The organism is Ascidiimonas meishanensis (genome assembly GCF_037782385.1).
In the GTDB taxonomy this organism is placed as follows: domain Bacteria; phylum Bacteroidota; class Bacteroidia; order Flavobacteriales; family Flavobacteriaceae; genus Ascidiimonas; species Ascidiimonas meishanensis.
Genome location: NZ_JBBEXD010000001.1, coordinates 781,011 through 800,226 on the forward strand (window position 1 = coordinate 781,011; position 19,216 = coordinate 800,226).

Sequence of the window (19,216 nt, forward strand, 5' to 3'; positions counted from 1 at the left end):
TTTTGTTAAATAAATAGTTTATTGTACTTTCCCTTCATGAAGTAATTCTTATTTATTTCGCTTTAATCATAACAATAAACGAACTGTGCCTACTAATGCACATCAAAAGTTAGCTCAAGACAGGGCAATCTATTTGATTAAATGGTAATTAAGATTTTCTTTATACATGAATTTTCCAAAATAATCATCGGTAATAATAGTTTTCAATCTTTATGCAAGTATTAGACTATCCAATCTCAAAGAATGTAGAAAGTATCATTCACATTGCTCAATCCATTTCAAGAGAATTTCATAATAAAGAGTATAATTCTGCACATCTTTTAAAAGCATTACTGCATAAAGATGCACAACTCAATAGTATTTTTTCTGCAATAGATGCAGATATATACTATGTAGAAGAATGGTGCGAAGTTCGTATAGAAGCATTACCAAGGTCTGCCGTTATTCCAGATAAAATACTAGGAGATAAAACAATTGATGCTATTTTTAATGAGGCAGACAACATCAAACTTAAACTTGGAGAAGATGAGATATCTCCGGTATCCTTATTGATATCCATATGCACTCCTGGTGTAGGATTTTCTTATGAACAATTAAAAACGCTCCCGCTTAAATCAGATGAAATTTTAATTTCTGTCAAGCAATCTACTTCCAATTCAAACACCTCCTCTTCTACATTAAAACAGAAAAAATCTGGTATTAATAGTAAAGTTGATCTAAGTATCCTAGATGAATACTGTATTGATAAAACCCATGAAATTCACACAAATACATTTCAAAATATTTTTGGAAGAGATGCCGAAATAAAAATGATTATTGAAATATTAGGAAGACATTCAAAACCCAATGTTTTAATTATGGGCGAGCCAGGTGTTGGTAAAACTGTTTTGCTTGATGGTTTTTCTGAAGCAATTGTTAAAAGTACGGTTCCAAACGCCTTGCAAAATGCTCAGATATACGAGTTAGATTTTGTTCATTTAGTTTCTGGTGCCAGTTACAAAAGTGAAATAGAAGATAGATTCAAGAAGATTATCAATGCTTTAAAAGAATTTGAAAAGCCTATTTTATTAATAGACGAAATAAATAATCTTACCAATAAAGATTCAGGCAATCAAGGTTTGGTAAATATTTTAAAATCGGAATTAGCTAAAGGTGAAGTTACTTTTATCGCAACATCAACTAATGATTCGTATAGAAAATATATTGAAATAGATGAGGGATTATCTCGCCGATTTGAAAATGTATTATTAGAAGAACCCTCAGAAGATGATGCATTAGAAATGATCTCAAACACCATTGATAAGTACAAGCAGCATCATAATCTAGAGATAGATGATGAAACAATTTCTGAAGCAATTAGACTGTCAAAAAGATTCAGTAAAAATAGAAGTCTGCCAGATTCTGCTATCGATTTAATAGATCGTACTATGTCTGCTTCTCGTTATATGATTGAAACTACCATCTCAAAAATCACACTCGTAAAAAATAATTTAAAAGGGATTGAGGATAGTGATAAAACGGTTCTTGAAAAAACTGAAAGTATTAACTGGCAATTGAAAAATCTAAAAAATATTTTTAGCTATCTTTTGTTTACTGATCTCAATGAAGATGATATATTCCATCCGAGTGATGATTACAATTTAGGTGTTAGCAAAATAGAAAATATACTGGATAAATTTTCGGAAAAAGCAAATACCAAAAAAGACGTTATTGACAAACACGATATTTCCTCAACAATCGCAAATAAAACAGGGATTCCAGTAGGAAAACTACAAGCAGATGAAAAAGAGCGGCTATTAACTATGGAAGATCACCTAAAAAAACGTGTTATTGGTCAAGATCATGCTATTAAAACAATTACAGAAGCAATTCTGGAATCTCGTTCAGGATTAAGTAAACCTGGATTACCCATAGGCTCATTCTTTTTTACAGGACCTACAGGCACTGGAAAAACAGAGTTAGCCAAAGCACTTGCAGAATTTCTATTTCAAACGGAGGAGGCTATTATCAGGTTTGATATGTCAGAATTCAAAGAAGAGCACTCAGCGGCCTTGCTCTATGGAGCCCCCCCTGGTTATGTTGGCTATGAAGAAGGTGGCTTATTAGTGAACAAAATAAGACATAAACCCTATTCTATAGTACTGTTTGATGAAATTGAAAAAGCGCATCCTTCCGTTTTTGATATTTTTCTTCAGATTTTAGATGAAGGCAAGTTAAATGATCGTCTTGGAAAAACAGGTGATTTTTCAAATGCAGTTATTTTATTCACCTCAAATATTGGGAGTGAACATGCTGTAAAATCTTTTGAGCAAGGCATTATTCCAAAATCATCAGATTTGTTAGAACTAATGTCTAATCATTTTAGACCCGAGTTTCTAGGACGTTTAACCGAAATAGTTCCATTTTCTCCTATTACTAAAGATAATGTAATTAAGATTTTTGAAGTTCAAATGAAAGATTTACATAAGGCATTAGAAAAACAGGAAATTACGCTCGAATTAACCGAGGATGCCAAAAAATTTCTTGCCTATAAAGGTTTTACACCAAAATATGGTGCGAGACCCTTACGGGGTATTATAAGAACAGAATTAAGATCTCCTTTATCAAGACAACTAATTACAGGGAAAATTCAAAAAGGAAGTTTAGTGCATTTAGATGAAAAGAAAGAAAAGTTAATATGGAATTATAGCTAATGATATCATTATACATACGTATTTATATATTAATTTGTAATATTTTTTTTATTTTTATAAAATACTAACACTTAATCTAACATTAGATGGATAAAACTTACGGACTAGGAGGAACTGAGGTAAAAACAGATGCGGGTGAAGCTATTCTTGAAATTGGACAGAATAAAACACTCCTCATTCAAAAACTAACTCAGGATCAGCCGTTAAAGCCAAAAGTGGTTACAGGACTAAAAACTATAGATGATGTTTTTGAGAACTATAAACCTGAAGTTGAAGTGGCATTTGAAGATGCAGATGGAGTTCAATCTAAGGAAACATTAAAATTCAGTCACCTGGGAAATTTTGGAAAAAAAGGAATTATAGATCAAAGTAAATACCTTAATGATCTAGATACTGAAAAAGACCAGTACCTGAAAGTTGTTAAACAACTCAAATCAAATAAAATTTTGAAAGCTGCCCTTACCGATCCAGATGCAAAAGATGCTCTTTTGAAATCTATTAAATCGTTAATTGCTGAAATACAACAACAAGGCTAAAAAACATACCATGGCAATATTAGGAAAGAAGTCAAAAGAAACTATTCAAATAGAGAATCCTGCCCAAGAGCTAAAGATAAATGAGGAAAAGTTAGCTAAATATGGTGGGTTTGATCTTTTAGAAGCATGTATTGATGACGTTCAAAACATGAATCCAGACCGAAAAGCAAGAAAAAAAATATTCTTAACCGAATCATCAAAAAAGTTAGAGCGCCAGAAGTTGGTGAAAACCTTGGAGATATGGGATGAAATACTTTCTTCTTCAGACGATTTATCAGCAATGGTAGAAGAATCAGAAAAAAGATCTGATGTTGCTTCTAAATCCTTAAAGAGAAATTTGGGTGCCGCACTAGAGCAAACCAGAGACCTTGAACAGTCTTACAGATCTGTTGCCTTATTCTTTAAAAATACGGAATCTCAAAAAGTTAAAAATATAAATATCTTAAATGCAGAACTGGAACAGCTTAAGGATCTTGACAATACAAGGTTTATTGATGCAGTACAAGAAGAACTAGTGCAAGGATATGATCGTTTAGACCTTAGAGACAACTACGGCCTTTTAATAGTACCTGGGTACTTAGGTTCTAACAAAGTAGTAGAAAAATGGGCCAAAATTGCACATGAAAACAAGGTGATGATGGTGACAGATTTTGAGCATCTAGACGAACCAGATGATGTAATGGAGATGTTTGAAGCTGCTAACCTTACCGGAGGGGATAAATACCGTTCCAATGTGATTATGGCTTGCAATTGGTTGGTTGGACGTGGTAAACACGATGAAATAGGTGAAGATGAAGACTTGTTTGTTCCCCCATCCAGTGCATTGGGAGGGAAAATATATAAAACCTTGATGTCTCAGGTAACAGCTGGTAAGAAATTTGGAGGAATGAATGAAGTGGATGGGGTTCGTTTTGATCTTAAAAAAGGTGAAATTTCACAATTGGAAAAACTAGGTCTCGTTCCTATGGTTAACGAATATGGTAAAGTAATGGCCTTTTCTGCTAAAACACTGTTCAATGGCGATAATCTAGGTTTACAAACCTATTCTGTTGTTAGAGTATTTGACTATGTAACCAAAGTATTAATGGACTTCTTAAATAGAAGAGCTTTTGAAAACTTTAATGCAAAAACCAGAAGAGAATTAATGGATGAAATTGTTAAATTTCTGGATGGCATTACTGGACCAGATCAATTGATTGAGGACTTTTCTATCAAAAGATTTGAACAGGATTTACAAGAAAAAGACCGGATTCATCTGGATATTCATATGAAACCCTACTTCCCCGCTAAAAATTTTATGATCAAAATGGATGGTCAAAAAGGAGACGACGGATCCGAATGGAATTCTGATTATGAACAACAATAAAAAGTGTTACCCTTATATTATAACATAAGGGCTGACTATTATTAGGTTAGCCTTTATGTTAAATATATATCATAATACAAGCGTTTCTCTGATAACAATCACTATCCAAATTTAAAGAGAGAAGCTAAAAAACTAGTAAGTATTAGCGGTGAAATTTCTTTTCTACTATTAACTATTTCATTAACTCACAAGATTATTCATCAATGCTCTCTAAGCGTAAAAGTTTTATAACAATCATATTCCTTCTCGTTTATTCTTCACTACTTTTTAGTCAGCCAATCACCAATAATTGGGTTTCTGGAAAGTGGAAGATTGAAGAGGTTATTTTGCCAGAAAACAAATTCAATGATAAAAGAGAAAAAAAGCTGTTTAATGAATTAGCTAAAACCATTTTGCATTTTAAAGGAGATGGTTCCTTTTTATTCATTTATGATGGCAGTGAGGAAGAAGTCAAAAGAAATATTAAGCAGTTTGAGAATTCTATTTGGCGAATTATTGAAGGAGAAAATATAATTTCTTTAGAGAAAGAAGTCCCATTGGCCTTTATGCCTGTTGAAAACGGTGAAAAAATAATATTTGGATTCATAAAACCCGTAAAATTTCAGGTACAAAAGATAGAGGACGAAAAAGTTAATTTTTTACTTAAATCGACAAATACGCAGGAGAACACCATTGTAGATGTAGAACAAAAAATTGATTCTGTTTTTAAACAAGTTAACATAAATGAAGAAATTCTTAAAAATGATCTCATATCAAGATATCCCATTGTAGAAACCTGCGAGGATTTTGAAAACACCAGTCGTTTAAGGACTTGTTTTAATCGAGCTATACGGGAAATTATTTCAGATAAACTTGATTTAAAAAAATATGAGTCCTTAGCGGGAAACAGTAGGTTTAGATTTTTTTTGGATTTTGTAATTGATATAGATGGAGTTATAAAAAATATAAATGTCGAATTTCCAGATGCAGAGCTTTGTTATGATCTCAAATTAATTGTGAATAATATTAAGGTGATAAGTCCTGCAAAGAATAAGGATGGAGAACTCATGCTAAGTACTTATACAATTCCGTTAACTTTGATGATGCAGTAAAAACTTTTGATGTTGTAATTTTATAAAAAAATCTTTTACGTTATAATAAACTAACCAAAGGATTGTTAAGTAAGACATACTTAGGTTTTATTAATTTTAAAACAATGATTTAAAGTGGTATCTAAAAAATACAAATTTCTAATTTCCATCAGTGTAAAAATATTCTATGTTGTAGCATTGGTTATTTCTACATCTTGTAAATCAGGTCTTGATAAAAAATATCAAAAATCTTCATTAGAACAAGATCTGGAAAATATTTCAGAGCAAGTTTCAAAGCAAGATTTAATTCTTGTACGTGATTATATTGGAGAGCTGGAAGCAAACAATATATCTGTTGAGAATAAAACTTATTTTGATCTTTTAATTGAAGCTGAAAATAGTGATCGAGAAAGGAAAAGAAAAATTGAAGAAGAAAAACAACTATTATTAGAGCAAAAAAATAAGAAAATTGCTGATTCGTTTGTAAAAATTCTAAGTTCCAAAAAATGGATTGTAACGGATTATGCTTTTCAGCTGGAAATACCAGATGATTCCGAAAAGAATATTGAGATAGCAAAAAACATATTGAATAAGGCGATGTTTCTGAAAGATGAAACCGTGTCAGTTTCAGTAAAAAAGGTATCAGCAAAGACAATTGTGGAAGGGCGTAATGAACGCTTTACCCGTCTTTTTAGCCATAATGGAAAACGCTGGAAAAAGTATTTGGCAGATGGAACTTTTGAAGAGAATTCAGAGGATAAAACTATAAAAGGAACCTGGGAACTTACCGATGTTAATGAAATACAGGAAAAAAAGAAAACATACAATCCCACCAATCCAATGAAAGCCGATATTGTTTATCTTGAAATAAAAAAATTAAATGATAAGTTTTTTAATTTTGTACAAACAAAATATGATTACTTAAACCCGAACTCAAGAGTAAGTGTCTATATTTCTATGGAAGCAAAAGAAGATTGAAATTTACTGTTTTTATTTTTTGATATTGATAAACTGCATTTCGAAATTCTCATGCTCTGGTGGTTCAAAAAGACTTCCTTTTTCGTTTGTTTTTGAATATATGATACGACCGTCATTAAAAACAAACTTCACATATCGATTGGCAACAGGTATCTCTGTGTTCGGTTCATAAAAAATAGCTTCATGCCAATTTGTATGCTTCTTCGGGTCATACCGTTCTGATCTATCTTCTCTTTCAAATTTTTCAGTATACTGCTCATCTGTCCAGTATTGTTCTCTCTCTGCTTGTTGTTCTGGAGTGGCTTCTGGAGTAGGGATATAGCTTTTATAGAGTGGAGGAGGAAATCCCTCCGCTTTTCGTCTTAAAAAATCTTTTTCTCTATATGGATCAAAGGCATCTCCAGGAGGTAAAGGCCTGTTTTTATCCATATACCATACATAGAATGACCAAATTTCATAGTAAAATTCTACATGAGCACTAAGATACGTTCCTAAAAGCTTATTATTAGGATATGCTACTGCAAGTTTCATATCTATGTTACCAGATGCTCCACCGGTTCCTACCCAATATACTACAGCTTTATCGAATTCAATTGTAAATGGTGGCCCATATAACTTTCGTGGAAATGTAAATAATCCATTAACTCTATCCAATATTATATATTGTTTTGATAATGTAAGCGCATATATTGTGAATAGAACAAACACTAAAAAAAGTATTGAATAAAAAACAATCCACGGAATTGTGAGAAAACTATTGTCAGGAGCAATAATAAATAATAAAATAAGTCCGAAAACAGATAGAATACCTCCTGCATAGGCTGAAAGAATTCTCATAGTATCGATAACAACTGTGCGGTCATCAATTTTTTCAAAAACTTCCCTTTTCTTATATTGTTTTAGAAATTTTTTATCAATTTTTTTGAAGGAATCTGTAATCTCAAATTTAAGATACGTGTTTAACCTCTTTTTTATTTTCTTTTTTAATTTTTTAGAACCCATTGGATTTACTTCTTCCACGCATTTCCAGATTTTAGACTTTCTAAAGTATTTACACGTGCGTTGCTATGGTAGGTGTGATTCATTTTAGTAATACCCATATTTCCTATAGTTTCAGATTTTAATTGGTTAACACCCGCTATAACTCCAATATATCGTTCTGCTGTATTATAACGATTCGGATAGTATTTGCCTTGACCAATATCTAGGTAACATACTACTAATACTTGGCTTTTTTTATTATCACCGACCAGATATTGATCTGGTATTTCAAAATTAATAATCGCTTGTGGTGGTTTTTCTTTAGTTCCTTTTTTACGGGTAACGGACGCATTAATATCTAATTTAATACCTCCACCTTTAAGGACACCTTCTTGGTAGTAATATACTTCATACGATAACTGACTAGGGTCTGTAAAAAATTGTCTAAAGCTAATAGTAGCTGTAAACTCCTTGATATCACCTTCTTTGATAGTGGTTCCTACTATATGTCTACTATAAGATTGTATATAGTCTTTGGTTTGATTTACTACTTTACCAGGAGTTAATCGTATATCTGCACAAACGATAAGATCCGTTAATTCTGCAGCTGCTAGCTTAAAATCTGTATAGCGCTGGTACTCGTTATCAGAATCTCCCATTAACTGTAATCGATTATCGTAAAAACGTTGGTTATATCGCCAGGTCAATTCACCAGGATTTTTATCTAGTGCTTTTTCATCACTAAAGGCAAAATGTTTAAAATAGGCTTCTAGTGGAGAATCTTTCAAATAATAGGCCAAGATGACTAAACCAACTCCAATGCCTGCAGCAATCCATCCAAAAGGACCTAACACTGAACTTGAACCCATAATTGTTGCTGCGGTAGCAACTGAGAACGCGGCACTAGCACCAACCCAAGCCCACATAGCATCCTGATCACGTCTGCCATAACTTTCTATGGCTTCCCATCCGCATACAATAACAGTCACCCCCATACCTGCAATTTCAGCTCCGAAAGCTAACCTAGAAATAAGTTTTGATGAAGAGCCGCTCAACTGATTTGCTAATAAAGATTTACTGAAATATGCAGATGCTGCTAATAGTTCAAAACTCACACCAGCTAAAGCTACTCCATTTTTACCACTCTCCTGATCACTAAAGGAGTCATAGGCAGCAGTTATATTAAATACTTGTAACAAGGCTACTACTCTTCTAAATGGAGTTCCATTTACGAAACCAACAACACGTTTGGCTAATTTGGTAGGTTGTTTTGTTGTAGTTTCTGTATAGTTTACGATCTCTCTTTCCACTTCTTCTATGACAGGGATGTCAAAAATATGATTTCCTCTTTTGGAATCAACTAATATAATTTCTGGAGTATTGGTTTTAAAACGTATGATTTCATTTTTTTTCCTGCCACCATAAAATCCAAAAATGTCTTTAGAACGATCCAGTTTCATTCCTTTGTCTCCTAATTTTTGGATTATTTCCTTATTTTTTACTTCGTATAATTTTACGCTTCCTCCATCGGGTCCTTTAGTTTTTAGGTTGATGGTGTTCATTCTATTTAAGGTAAGTTTATACCTGCCCTGAACTGGAACTTTTTTTAATGTGATATTTGATTCAACCTTCACCACATCTTCTAATGCAAATTTAGCATAGGCTTCTAAACTAGCTTCAGCAAAAGCAGCCATTTTGTTAGAGACATCTATACCTTGTTTAATCAATTCTTCATCAACCGTAGCTTCTTTATTAAGAACAGCTTTATAAGAGAAATCTTCACCTTCTTTTAAAGAATCTTCAACTAAAGAATCCCATTTATCATTTTTCTCATACTCATCCTTAAGATCTAACGTACGATCAATATCATGAGGGTTTATGACTAATAGTCTGATATGTTGCATGATGGTATGTTTCCCATCAATTATATTTAAAACAGAACCTTCTAAATAATCTACATAAGCATCTTTATAAAAATTAGTACTCATAAAGTTTCCAAGATCATCCCTGAAACCATTAACTATTTTTCTTTGCGCTTTTCTTTCTTCAACACCTAAGACTGCTAGTAATTTTGGTTTATAGATACCACGAAATCTTCTGATTTTCCCTCCATCGTAGTCATCAATCATATCTTCGCTGTTGTAGACTAATTGATAGGTTGTTAGAGCGAGATTAAACATGGCATTAATTTGCTCTTTCTCTCCAGATAGTCTTTCAGGTGTTCCTCTAGACAGCATTCGTTTATGAATCTGATTAACATCAGATGCTGTTTGGATAGACTCAAGAATAGCACGATGCCTAATGATTTCTGTTGCCAAAACAGTAGCAATTTCATTGGCATTTCCTATTGGATCATCTAAGGTAACAAACATATCTGTCATTACTTCAGGTTCTTGATGATCTGGATTTTCATTTCGATTTTGCTGTCTCTTTTCTTCTATTCTCTGAATGGTATCTATTTTTTGCTGAATACTGCGACAAAGGTTTTTATTTTCGGAAGAAAAATATGCAGTAATGCTAGCATATGGAGCGTGATCTGTTGAACTTTGTATAGTTCCTAACGGAAATCCATTAGCTTGTATCTGAGTCATCCGATCTTTACGCTTGGCACTATCACTTACCAATGAATCATAATACTTTTTTGTCCATTGAATAGGAGAGTAGGCGGCCCAAACTACAGATTCAAATTCCGCTTCGTAATATCCGTTATTGTTGTTTTTTCCATCTACTGTTCTAATATCGGGAAAACCTTCTTCTCCCTTTTCCCAGGAAATGGATTTAAAATTACCGTTTTCATCAACTTCAAACTCTATAGGTTCACCTAGTTTGTTTTCGTCTATGATATAAACATACCCGGGATTTATACCCGTATGGACGATGCTAAAATTCTCTAATTTAGGATTGAAAACAATTACTTCTTCCAGAATGATATTACCGTTCTCATCTTTTTGAGCCTTTCCCGACTCGGTTTTTACTTTAGCTTGTAGATGACTTTCCTCCGGATTCTCCAGCAATACACCAAAACTTAGAAAATGCAATTTAATTGTAGGTTTGGCTTTGCATTCCAAAACCAAAGTCTGATCACTAAAATCAAAAAATCTTCCTTCAGCTTCTATTTGTAATGATAATTTTCTAGTTCTACTGCCAATATTATAAGATGTTATTTTCTCTTTATTCCAATCTTCTTCTGTTTTCAGTTGTTTTAATTCAGCGGTACCATCTGCTTTTACAGTTCCGGAATATACTAGCCGATTTTGTTTTCCATCTATCTGTTTTTCTTCTTTTTCTGAAATATTTAATTTTAAATATTTTCCAGGATTCATATGCTCTGTCATGACAAAAATGGAAGCTTTTTGACCATAGCTTATACGACCAACTCTTTCTTTTCCAGCCTCATCCATCCAATAACTTTCAACTACTTTTGGAGCTTTATCATTACCAAGCATCGCTCCGGGGATAGCCATCACAAGATTTTTAAATTCTTCTTTTACATTACCTGCACTATTTACCTGCATAGGTTGTATGATGGTTACTTTACCTCCTGTAGCGCACATACACTCTGAATCTTCATATAAAAATTTCTTCCTTCCGCCTAGCGTCACTTTTTTAGTAGTTTTTGTCCATTTCTGCAACCCAGGTATGCAAGGCAAATATCCGCTATTGGTAGGTTTCAACTTGCATTTTCCAAAAGTAGCAGGAACCTGCACATCCATATCGGTTGCCTTAAATTTACCTTGTATTTTTACTTTTCTATTTTCTGTAACCAGCAGTTTAGCTGGCGTAAACCCTTGGTTACATTCTAATAAAGCACCGTCTAATACATATATTTTACTACTCATCGTGCTGTAGGTTAAAAGTTATTCTGGAATTTTTGGTATATACATCCTTTACATCAAAACTATATTCTAAATGTCCTTCTGTAACTAATCCTTCTTGTGGCTTTACCTGATAGGTTCCTGCATACTTAAATTTCAATGAATGTTGACTGTTAGGTTCTGTTGGAAGCTTGCCCAAAAAAATATTTAATTTTGCCAATGGGAAATTCTCATCTTTGGTATGCATATCTCCATTCATGGAAATGGTTGCTTTGCTAAAAAACATATCTTGCTTGGTAATATTTCTTTGTTCTTTTATGGGTATAGAAATGGTGTCTAATGCATTGCTAATACTTTTTTCTTTTACAAGCACTTCTTTACCAAGGAAATCTTGATTGAATACATCCGCAAACAAAAAGCTAAAGAAATTATCTTCTAAAAATACTTGTTGTATGTGATCTTCTTGTAGTTGCCAGTCAAGATCTTCTACCATTTTAGATAAATCAGGAAATTCTTTTAACAAATCTGATTTCACCTCCTGCCATTTTGATCTTATTTCCTCTGTGTTGGTAATTGAAATCAGTTTAAAATTTTTATTTACTAATATAGCTAAGGTATTGTTAATAGAAGCCGCTTTAAGTGCTATTTGCTGTGCCTTAGAATGTTTTTTGATAATATTAAATTTCTCGTTCAGCAAAAAACGCTTTGTTGTGTTAAGTGTATATTTTAATAACCCATCTTCATTCAAACCATAAAAAGTAAGATCAAATTCCAACCCTATTGCGTTATAATACTTCTTTTTTCCTTGAATAATCTCACTACTTATCTCTGCTATATAGCTTCTCGTTACACGTTCACTACTAAGCTTTATTTGCTTTTTGATTTGAGATAGGGTTTGGTTCATACTTAATAATCATTTTAATGAAATTGCCAAAAAAACAGATTATGCCTTCCTGTTAACTTTGAGCCTCGTATATCTTAACTTTTACATTTTTAAGAGCAATCTTTTCTGATTTATTTTCAACAAACACTACAATCATGCTATTGTAGCGATCTATTTCTATGGCAATCCGCATTTCATTATGGCTTTCTTCAGACTCATATAGTTTTTTAAACGTTTCAAAAATTTCATCCTTATCTAAATAGACCTTACTCGCATATGAATTATGATTTTTATCATCCCAAGCTATTCTAAAATAATTAGGAATCGCCGTTTCTTTAAATTCTGTAATGTTGGTTTTAATAAAAACCATCTCTTTTTCTCCATTGACCATTTCTATCATTGCTGTTTTTGAACGAAAATTGTCTTTATGAGTAAGTTTAAGCTCCCAGTTATATTTTTTTTGATATTCCTTCCATTTCGTTAAGGGAATATTGCCAGCTGTTATTAATTGTCTTGTAGCCGCATCTGTATCTTTGTTTAAAATAAATTCAACGTACTCTTTTCGATTCATTTGCATTGCTGGAAATAACTCATTCCATTCTATTTCATTTTCTAAGGCTCTAAAACTCGCTACTTCTTTTTGAATACCTGGTCCTGCTAACCAAATACTTATAAGACCTCCCGGAGCTAAACCAGTTATAATTCTCTTATACTTTACTTTCTGTTGAGTTCTAGTATGAATTGTCTCAACTTCAAATAAAGCTTGAATTATGTTGGTGGGTAATATATAGTTTCCTTCATAGTACTTATTTTCTGCTACGGAAAACCAACTAATGAATAATTCATTTGGTATTGCTTTTAAAGCATCACCCACAATGTGTGTAGATCCAATAGTACCCCATCCGTTTTTCACCAATCTTTTATTGGGTATGGAAATTACATTTCCATTATTGGTTTTAAAGTGTGCTTTATGTAAATAAATAGGATAATCTTTGGGCGCACACTCGGAGGGAAGCCAATTGTACTCTTTCATCGTCATTGTTTTAGTTTGGGAATATCCATTTCCAATTATAAAAACTAGTAGTATTAAATAAAGTGTTGTTCTCATTGCTATCCATCAATAATTTTTCTAACGCGTCTTCTAGTAAATAATGTTTTATTGGGGAAGTTGACTGGATGCCAATTTTGGGCAGAAAAATGTAAGAATTGATTTCTAAGACTTTTATAGGCTTCTCTATCGGAAACATTTTCAAAAGAAAATGCAGGTCCTCCGTTATAAATCCAATCAAAAATTCGGGTTTTGACAATAGTCAAACGTGGATCTTCAATAGGATGAACTGCTTTTAGTCCGGCTCCATCAAGGGGTACGCCCTTTTCAAAAGCCTTATCTGTCATAATCGTTAAGGGAATTCTTGCGTACTCATAAGAGATATTGTCTCTTCTTGCAATTATTTTATCTCTACGTAATCTACGTGGCACATGGGTAATTTGACTCTCCAAATACCAACCTTGGGAAACTAAATATTCTTGCTCTGCGGCTGAATATGTTAACTCGTCTGCTGTTATAGGATTATAGGCTCCTCCTAAGTCTCCATGTGACCCTGGTAAAGTATATTCTTCACCTCTTCCTATCAACCGTGCACTATTTATATTTGTTAATGCAAAATTTCTTCTATGTTCATCTCCTGCAGTTAGGTGTAATGTGAAATTAGCTCTCCTCACAGCATCAAGGAACAAGGCACTCACATCATTCTGATAGCCTGTTATTGCTCCTGCACCATGAGAGGATACCGTATCATAAAGTCCTACAAAATTCACTTTTAATCTATTTGGCAAAACCTCTATTTGCTTTGAAGCCAAGCCTTCTCCCAAAGCTCCATGATCAACCTCATAATAGGTTATTTTGTTATTTCTGGGGTGTCTACTTTTAATACTTCCTGCTCTTTTGTTTACCTCATGAATTAAATATCTTGCTGCGGCAGCTCCCCTGCTAAATCCAAAGACATCAATGCGAAATTCTCCAATTTTTTCAACTCCAAGGCTACTAATTAGTTCTACTGATTCCTCCAGAGCTTTATAGACTTTTGCTTTCACACCCGTACTTCCAACTCCCATTGCACCACCGTTCAATGCATCATCGTTCTCAAAATCTTCTGTACCTATACCTTCTATGTAAACCTTATTAATTATTAGCTCTTGTGTCTGATTAACATCATAATAGGGCTCCATTCTGGCTACATTCGTGGCATAATTAGTTCCGCTTGTTTGTCCTTCTACCCATAAATTGGCAAGTTCTTCATCATAATCTTCGGCACCACTTTCTCTTTTTTCATGTTCTTGTCTAGCTCTTGTATTGTTACGGTTATTATAAGTACCATCAATATAGATGCCTAATTGTACCCTATGACTTTCTTCTGGTATTAGTTCATTATATTCTGAATCACCAACAAGTACTGGAGCAGTAGTTGTATTAACTCCGCTTAAAACTTCTCTTGTCTCTTGAGCACCTGCAGGTGTAGACGTTAAATTTACTTCTTCGGCCATGGTAAACTATTATTCTCCGTATTCTATACTTTCTGCACTGGCAATGGTAATTTTGCCTCCTGCATTGGTTTTTATTTCACCGCTGGTGTCTGTTGTAATCTCTTGTGCTTCTTGTTTATACTTGCTACTGATTACTTTAATCGTTTCTCCAATTTGTCTATCCTCATTGGTTGCACTTATAAAATAATTATCTGTTATACTTTCAGTTTTATTTTTACCTACTGAAACATCCAAATTTTCTTCTACATTAATCTGCATATTTTTTGCATTCAATGTCATATTTTCTCCTGCAGAAATGGTAATATCGTTATTCTTGGTATTAATATGAATTAGGTTTTTGTTCTTATCTGTAATTGTTATAAACTCTGCTCCATTCGTGTCATTTAATTCAATAGTATGCCCACTACGTGTGCGAATGGCTTTGATATCATTCTTATCTGTTTGCCAGCTATCCGGTTTTTTGGTGCCTGTATATAAGGCTCCCATGACATAAGGACGTTCTGCATTTCCTCCTTCAAAACCCACCAACACCTCTTCTCCTACCTCGGGTATAAAATGAAATCCTTTATCTCCTCCGGAATGTGGAGTTACCATCCTAAGCCAAGGGGTCATCTCTCCATCTGGCTTTTGCCAGGGAAACTGTACTTTGATCCTACTCAATCCATCCGGATCCGCATTCTCTGTTACTAACGCTACCTGTGATTCACTTCTTGGAAATGCTAAAGGATTCGTGTTTGGATACACATCAATAGCTGCCGTAACTCCTTCAAAACGATTTATATAATTGCCATTTTCGGTAGCGGTATGCATTACTTTTGTAATACGATAGCTCCCTTGGGCACCTACTGCTTCTTGTATTTTTATAACTTGACCTAGATATACGCCAGGGTTATCACTAACCCCTTTTATCAATACCTGTTTAAGTTCCTGCACTTTCTTTTGTTTTTCTACATGCGTATCAAAACGTTGTTTTAATTGGGAATCGTTGTAGGTATTTAGATACACATTGGTTTCTTTCGCATAAATTGCTTCGCTCTTATTACTTGCAAAACCAGTATACCCATTCACCCCAGTATTTACCTCTGTAGTTGCTTTTTGATGCACCCCATCTGTTAGATAATCATTGGTGAAATAGTTGAAGTTATTGGGAATTGGATTGAGTTCTAAGGTGAACTTTTTAAGATCATGTCCATACGTGAGCGGCACTTCTCCAGTATCTTTAGGTTTCCCAAAGACTAGAGATTTGCCATCGTAATAAAACCATTCGCTATATTGAGCAGCCAATCTGCTAGCGTATTGAAAAGCACTATCATTATGTTGAACACTATAATGAATACTGCTTGTTTGTCTGGGGTTAAAACTCGTTTCTAATTTTGATTGGTCATACCCCTGAAAGGTCTTATTGAGTATTTCTGATAAACCTACATTGTTATGAGAAGCGAAATGAGGCCCGTCGTCTGCTAAAATACTAGCACTCTGTGCCTTGATTTCAATATTATCTTCTTCTCCATTATCAAAACCTTTTGTATTGTTGATTTGCGTTACTATGCCTTTAAATTCCAGTTCTTTATACCCAGAGAAATTTTCTGCCGAACCTATTTGCAATGTAATAATCTCTCCTAGAAAACTTTTACTCTCTGAAGCCATTTCCTTGTCTATTCGTTCAAGCATATCCATACGACAGACTAGTGTCAAAAGATGATGAGCGTCTAGGTCTTGTTGCAACATAAATCGTTTATACGCAAGTATAGGAGTGCCTCCTATAAATATTTTAATGTTAGATTGTAATGCCATAGTAATTTTTATTTCAATACCTCCATACTTAGTACGAGATAATGATTTAATATTGTTTTATAAAGTTCATCCAATACTCCAATTTCAATGGTAGTAGATTACATCAGTTCCTTTGCAATAGATATTGCTTTTCATGTATTGAGTTTTTAGTGAAATATTTATAAGAATTAAAAATTAAATCAAGCAAAGTGAGTTAGACTCATAAGGGATGTATTTTTAGAGAGCAAAAGCAAAAAATTAAATATGCAAAAAATCTGATTTTCATAATTATAACTCCATTTTTTACTTTAATTTCTATAACTAAAATACTAAATTTTACTATTCTATTGATATATTTTGTAGGTATTTTATTTCTTTTTATCGAAAAGACTGGTTCTTAGTGAGAAAAAGAGTATTCAAATATCAAATATTTTCTTTTTAAAAGTGAAATTCACTCAGGTGCTATTCCATGTCTTTTTTGATATATAACTTTCAAGTAATTCTAGACCTTTTGCATACCTATAATAAATAGGAATCAATTGCTTAAAGAAGTCGGTAGATACATTTGCCAAATAATCCGAAATACTTAAAAAATCAGATATCTCATAATAATACAAATTAGTAATAGTAACATTAGAAATTCAGATTTTGAAATCCGTAGTGATCTGAAACTTCCTTTAAATCGCCTTTATCATAAAACTTTAGTGGATGAAAAGAATTAAAACGGATATCATTGAAAGTGGTCTTTGTTCCTTTTGTATCTGAAAATTTAGTTCCCTCAAAATTAATTTCTTCCAATGTTGAATCTACAAATGTACAATGGTTAAAATGAGTCCATCTAAAACACACATACCGTAGGAAATTGCGCCTCCAATTGCATCGGTAATCAATGTTCTGCTTGCTAATCGAGCTATGGCTTTTTGTATTGAATGTTTTCCAACAGCATTGAGATGAGCAGAACGTAATCAAATTGTTGCCCTAAAATGAAAAATTCTCTTTAAGAAAGATACTATTTTCAATGTAAGTTGTGTCCCATCATTTTTATTTCAATTCAAAAGATTAAATTACTTCCAATACAACTGTATTTTGTGGTAAATAGAACTCTACATCTAAAAGTAATTGCTTTCCTTTTTCTCTATTCACAAAGGTTAATATAGGGTCGCCATCTAATTTTTTAAGACTTGCTTTTTTACCATATGCCGAATAAACAATTATAGAGTCTTTAATTAATGGTAAAACATTATATCCATTAGAAAACTTGTCAATAAGATTGTTTATTCTAGAAGCTGCCCTATTTGGTTTTATATACATGGATGTTACCATATTATCTTCTCTATCTTGAAGTCTTTTTTTAAAAATATCATAATTACCAGTTGAAATATCATTAGAAAGTCTGCTATATGCTTTTTCTAGTTTTTCTCTAAGATTATCAACGTCTTTTAAGTCTTGACCTTCTTTCCAAAAATCTTTAACTTTATAGGGAATCGTAGCTACGAAAATATTCTCATTAATTACAATAGGTTTTACCTCATCTTTTTTAATTTTTTGAGATTGGTAGGATATTATTTCATCTTGGTATTTAAAACCATTGGTAGTATCAAAAAGTTCCAATTTGTATTTTAACTCTGAACCTTCGAGTAAATTAGTATTTCCCAACACAGGTAACATCTTAATGGAAATATGTTGCTTACCAGATTCGGTGATCGCATAATTCACTGGAATTCTTGTGGATATTTGATTCTTCATGTTCATACAAATCACAGGAATATCATTTACACGCATCTCGAATAAACAGGATACGGCGGTAAATTCTATCATATAATATGGTTGAAGCATTTTGATATATTTTAATTAGTTTATTCAGTATCTAATAATAACTTTGTTTATCTAGAAAAGCGTTTCATCAATCTTTTTTCGATTGTTTCAACTTGGCCGTTAGGATATTCAATTTTCGCATCATTCTTATAAATATAGACTAAAAGCGTTTGTATTTTTTGCGAGCCTTCTTGTTTTGTCAACCCTCCTATTGTGAATTCTGAGTATTGAGAAGTAATAATAGATTGGCCTTCAATATAATTTTTCCAATAAAAATTCTCTCTACGTTTCATAGTATTTATTGACTTATCATCATTAAGCTTGTTATTTTGACCGAGCTTTTTGCTTAGCTCGTTTATAACAGCATCTTTGTTTCCTATATAGTTTATTTTAAGGTGTATCGATATAATTTCATTTGTGCTATTACTTTTAACAAAAGAAACATAGTTTCCATTTGGCAACTTATTACCTTGGTAAGAATATGCAGTATCTATAGGAATAGCTCCAAGTGTATAAGGAATTTCTTTTTCCGTTTTAAATGATATAAGATATTCTGAAAATTCACTTGGGGATTCGTTAAATCCGTTTTCTAGTCTAAACTCATCTGGACTAAGAGTAGATAATTTAGTTTCAAGCAAATCTTTAATTATCAATTTCTCATTATTTTCTTTTTTTTTAGCAATATTATTTTCTTTTTTTTGTGCGTTACAACTAGCTAGTAAGCTTAGAAAAAGTGATAGGTAAAAAAAGTGTTTTTCCATA

General features: G+C 32.8%; 13 protein-coding genes. 5 read left to right on the forward strand and 8 right to left on the reverse strand.

From position 1 onward, the window contains the following. The first annotated feature begins 212 nt into the window (after positions 1-212). The 5 genes from WBG07_RS03365 (at position 213) to WBG07_RS03385 (ending at position 6,643) form a co-directional block, all read left to right on the forward strand. Positions 213-2,693: an ATP-dependent Clp protease ATP-binding subunit gene (locus tag WBG07_RS03365; protein ID WP_340199070.1), complete on the forward strand. Its 2,481-nt coding sequence runs from the start codon at positions 213-215 to the stop codon at positions 2,691-2,693. Positions 2,694-2,779: 86 nt separating this feature from the next. Beyond that, on the forward strand, positions 2,780-3,229 hold the full coding sequence (locus WBG07_RS03370) for a hypothetical protein (protein ID WP_340199071.1): 450 nt from the start codon (positions 2,780-2,782) through the stop codon (positions 3,227-3,229). A 10-nt stretch (positions 3,230-3,239) separates the two neighbouring features. Continuing rightward, on the forward strand, positions 3,240-4,595 hold the full coding sequence (locus WBG07_RS03375) for a DUF5458 family protein (RefSeq protein WP_340199072.1): 1,356 nt from the start codon (positions 3,240-3,242) through the stop codon (positions 4,593-4,595). 203 nt (positions 4,596-4,798) lie between these two features. After that, on the forward strand, positions 4,799-5,686 hold the full coding sequence (locus tag WBG07_RS03380; RefSeq protein WP_340199073.1) for a hypothetical protein: 888 nt from the start codon (positions 4,799-4,801) through the stop codon (positions 5,684-5,686). Positions 5,687-5,800: 114 nt separating this feature from the next. Continuing rightward, positions 5,801-6,643, forward strand: coding sequence for a hypothetical protein (locus WBG07_RS03385; RefSeq protein WP_340199074.1), 843 nt, complete (start codon positions 5,801-5,803; stop codon positions 6,641-6,643). Between the two features lie 12 nt (positions 6,644-6,655). Here the strand turns inward: WBG07_RS03385 and WBG07_RS03390 are convergent, their stop codons facing one another. The 8 genes from WBG07_RS03390 to WBG07_RS03425 form a co-directional block, all read right to left on the reverse strand. Then, positions 6,656-7,663, reverse strand: a complete 1,008-nt coding sequence (locus WBG07_RS03390) for a hypothetical protein (protein WP_340199075.1) — start codon at positions 7,661-7,663, stop codon at positions 6,656-6,658. Next, a complete protein-coding gene (locus WBG07_RS03395; RefSeq protein WP_340199076.1) occupies positions 7,651-11,463 on the reverse strand; it encodes a PAAR-like protein in 3,813 nt (1,270 codons plus the stop codon). Before WBG07_RS03395 ends, WBG07_RS03390 begins: the two co-directional genes overlap by 13 nt. Then, the gene (locus WBG07_RS03400; protein ID WP_340199077.1) at positions 11,456-12,343 is read right to left on the reverse strand and encodes a hypothetical protein; all 888 of its coding nucleotides are present in this window, start codon (positions 12,341-12,343) and stop codon (positions 11,456-11,458) included. The genes WBG07_RS03395 and WBG07_RS03400 overlap by 8 nt, the downstream gene beginning before the upstream one ends. Before the next feature lie 52 nt (positions 12,344-12,395). Continuing rightward, positions 12,396-13,430 carry a DUF2931 family protein gene (locus WBG07_RS03405; protein ID WP_340199078.1) on the reverse strand — a complete coding sequence of 345 codons (1,035 nt, stop codon included), beginning with the start codon at positions 13,428-13,430 and terminating at the stop codon, positions 12,396-12,398. 2 nt (positions 13,431-13,432) lie between these two features. Beyond that, entirely contained in the window at positions 13,433-14,866 is a 1,434-nt protein-coding gene (locus tag WBG07_RS03410; RefSeq protein WP_340199079.1) for a phospholipase effector Tle1 domain-containing protein, read from the reverse strand. A gap of 9 nt (positions 14,867-14,875) precedes the next feature. Then, the gene (locus WBG07_RS03415) at positions 14,876-16,660 is read right to left on the reverse strand and encodes a type VI secretion system Vgr family protein (protein WP_340199080.1); all 1,785 of its coding nucleotides are present in this window, start codon (positions 16,658-16,660) and stop codon (positions 14,876-14,878) included. A gap of 1,038 nt (positions 16,661-17,698) precedes the next feature. Beyond that, positions 17,699-18,475 (reverse strand): hypothetical protein, encoded by a 777-nt coding sequence (locus tag WBG07_RS03420; RefSeq protein ID WP_340199081.1) that lies wholly within the window; start codon positions 18,473-18,475, stop codon positions 17,699-17,701. A 47-nt stretch (positions 18,476-18,522) separates the two neighbouring features. Beyond that, positions 18,523-19,215 carry a hypothetical protein gene (locus WBG07_RS03425; protein ID WP_340199082.1) on the reverse strand — a complete coding sequence of 231 codons (693 nt, stop codon included), beginning with the start codon at positions 19,213-19,215 and terminating at the stop codon, positions 18,523-18,525. Position 19,216 lies beyond the last annotated feature (1 nt).

Excerpts from the sequence above, each read along its gene's own strand:
- WBG07_RS03365 (WP_340199070.1), top strand. The coding sequence starts at position 213 with ATGCAAGTATTAGACTATCCAATCTCAAAGAATGTAGAAAGTATCATT.
- WBG07_RS03370 (WP_340199071.1), top strand. The coding sequence starts at position 2,780 with ATGGATAAAACTTACGGACTAGGAGGAACTGAGGTAAAAACAGATGCG.
- WBG07_RS03375 (WP_340199072.1), top strand. The coding sequence starts at position 3,240 with ATGGCAATATTAGGAAAGAAGTCAAAAGAAACTATTCAAATAGAGAAT.
- WBG07_RS03380 (WP_340199073.1), top strand. The coding sequence starts at position 4,799 with ATGCTCTCTAAGCGTAAAAGTTTTATAACAATCATATTCCTTCTCGTT.
- WBG07_RS03395 (WP_340199076.1), bottom strand. The coding sequence starts at position 11,463 with ATGAGTAGTAAAATATATGTATTAGACGGTGCTTTATTAGAATGTAAC.
- WBG07_RS03400 (WP_340199077.1), bottom strand. The coding sequence starts at position 12,343 with ATGAACCAAACCCTATCTCAAATCAAAAAGCAAATAAAGCTTAGTAGT.
- WBG07_RS03405 (WP_340199078.1), bottom strand. The coding sequence starts at position 13,430 with ATGAGAACAACACTTTATTTAATACTACTAGTTTTTATAATTGGAAAT.
- WBG07_RS03410 (WP_340199079.1), bottom strand. The coding sequence starts at position 14,866 with ATGGCCGAAGAAGTAAATTTAACGTCTACACCTGCAGGTGCTCAAGAG.
- WBG07_RS03415 (WP_340199080.1), bottom strand. The coding sequence starts at position 16,660 with ATGGCATTACAATCTAACATTAAAATATTTATAGGAGGCACTCCTATA.
- WBG07_RS03420 (WP_340199081.1), bottom strand. The coding sequence starts at position 18,475 with ATGCTTCAACCATATTATATGATAGAATTTACCGCCGTATCCTGTTTA.
- WBG07_RS03425 (WP_340199082.1), bottom strand. The coding sequence starts at position 19,215 with ATGGAAAAACACTTTTTTTACCTATCACTTTTTCTAAGCTTACTAGCT.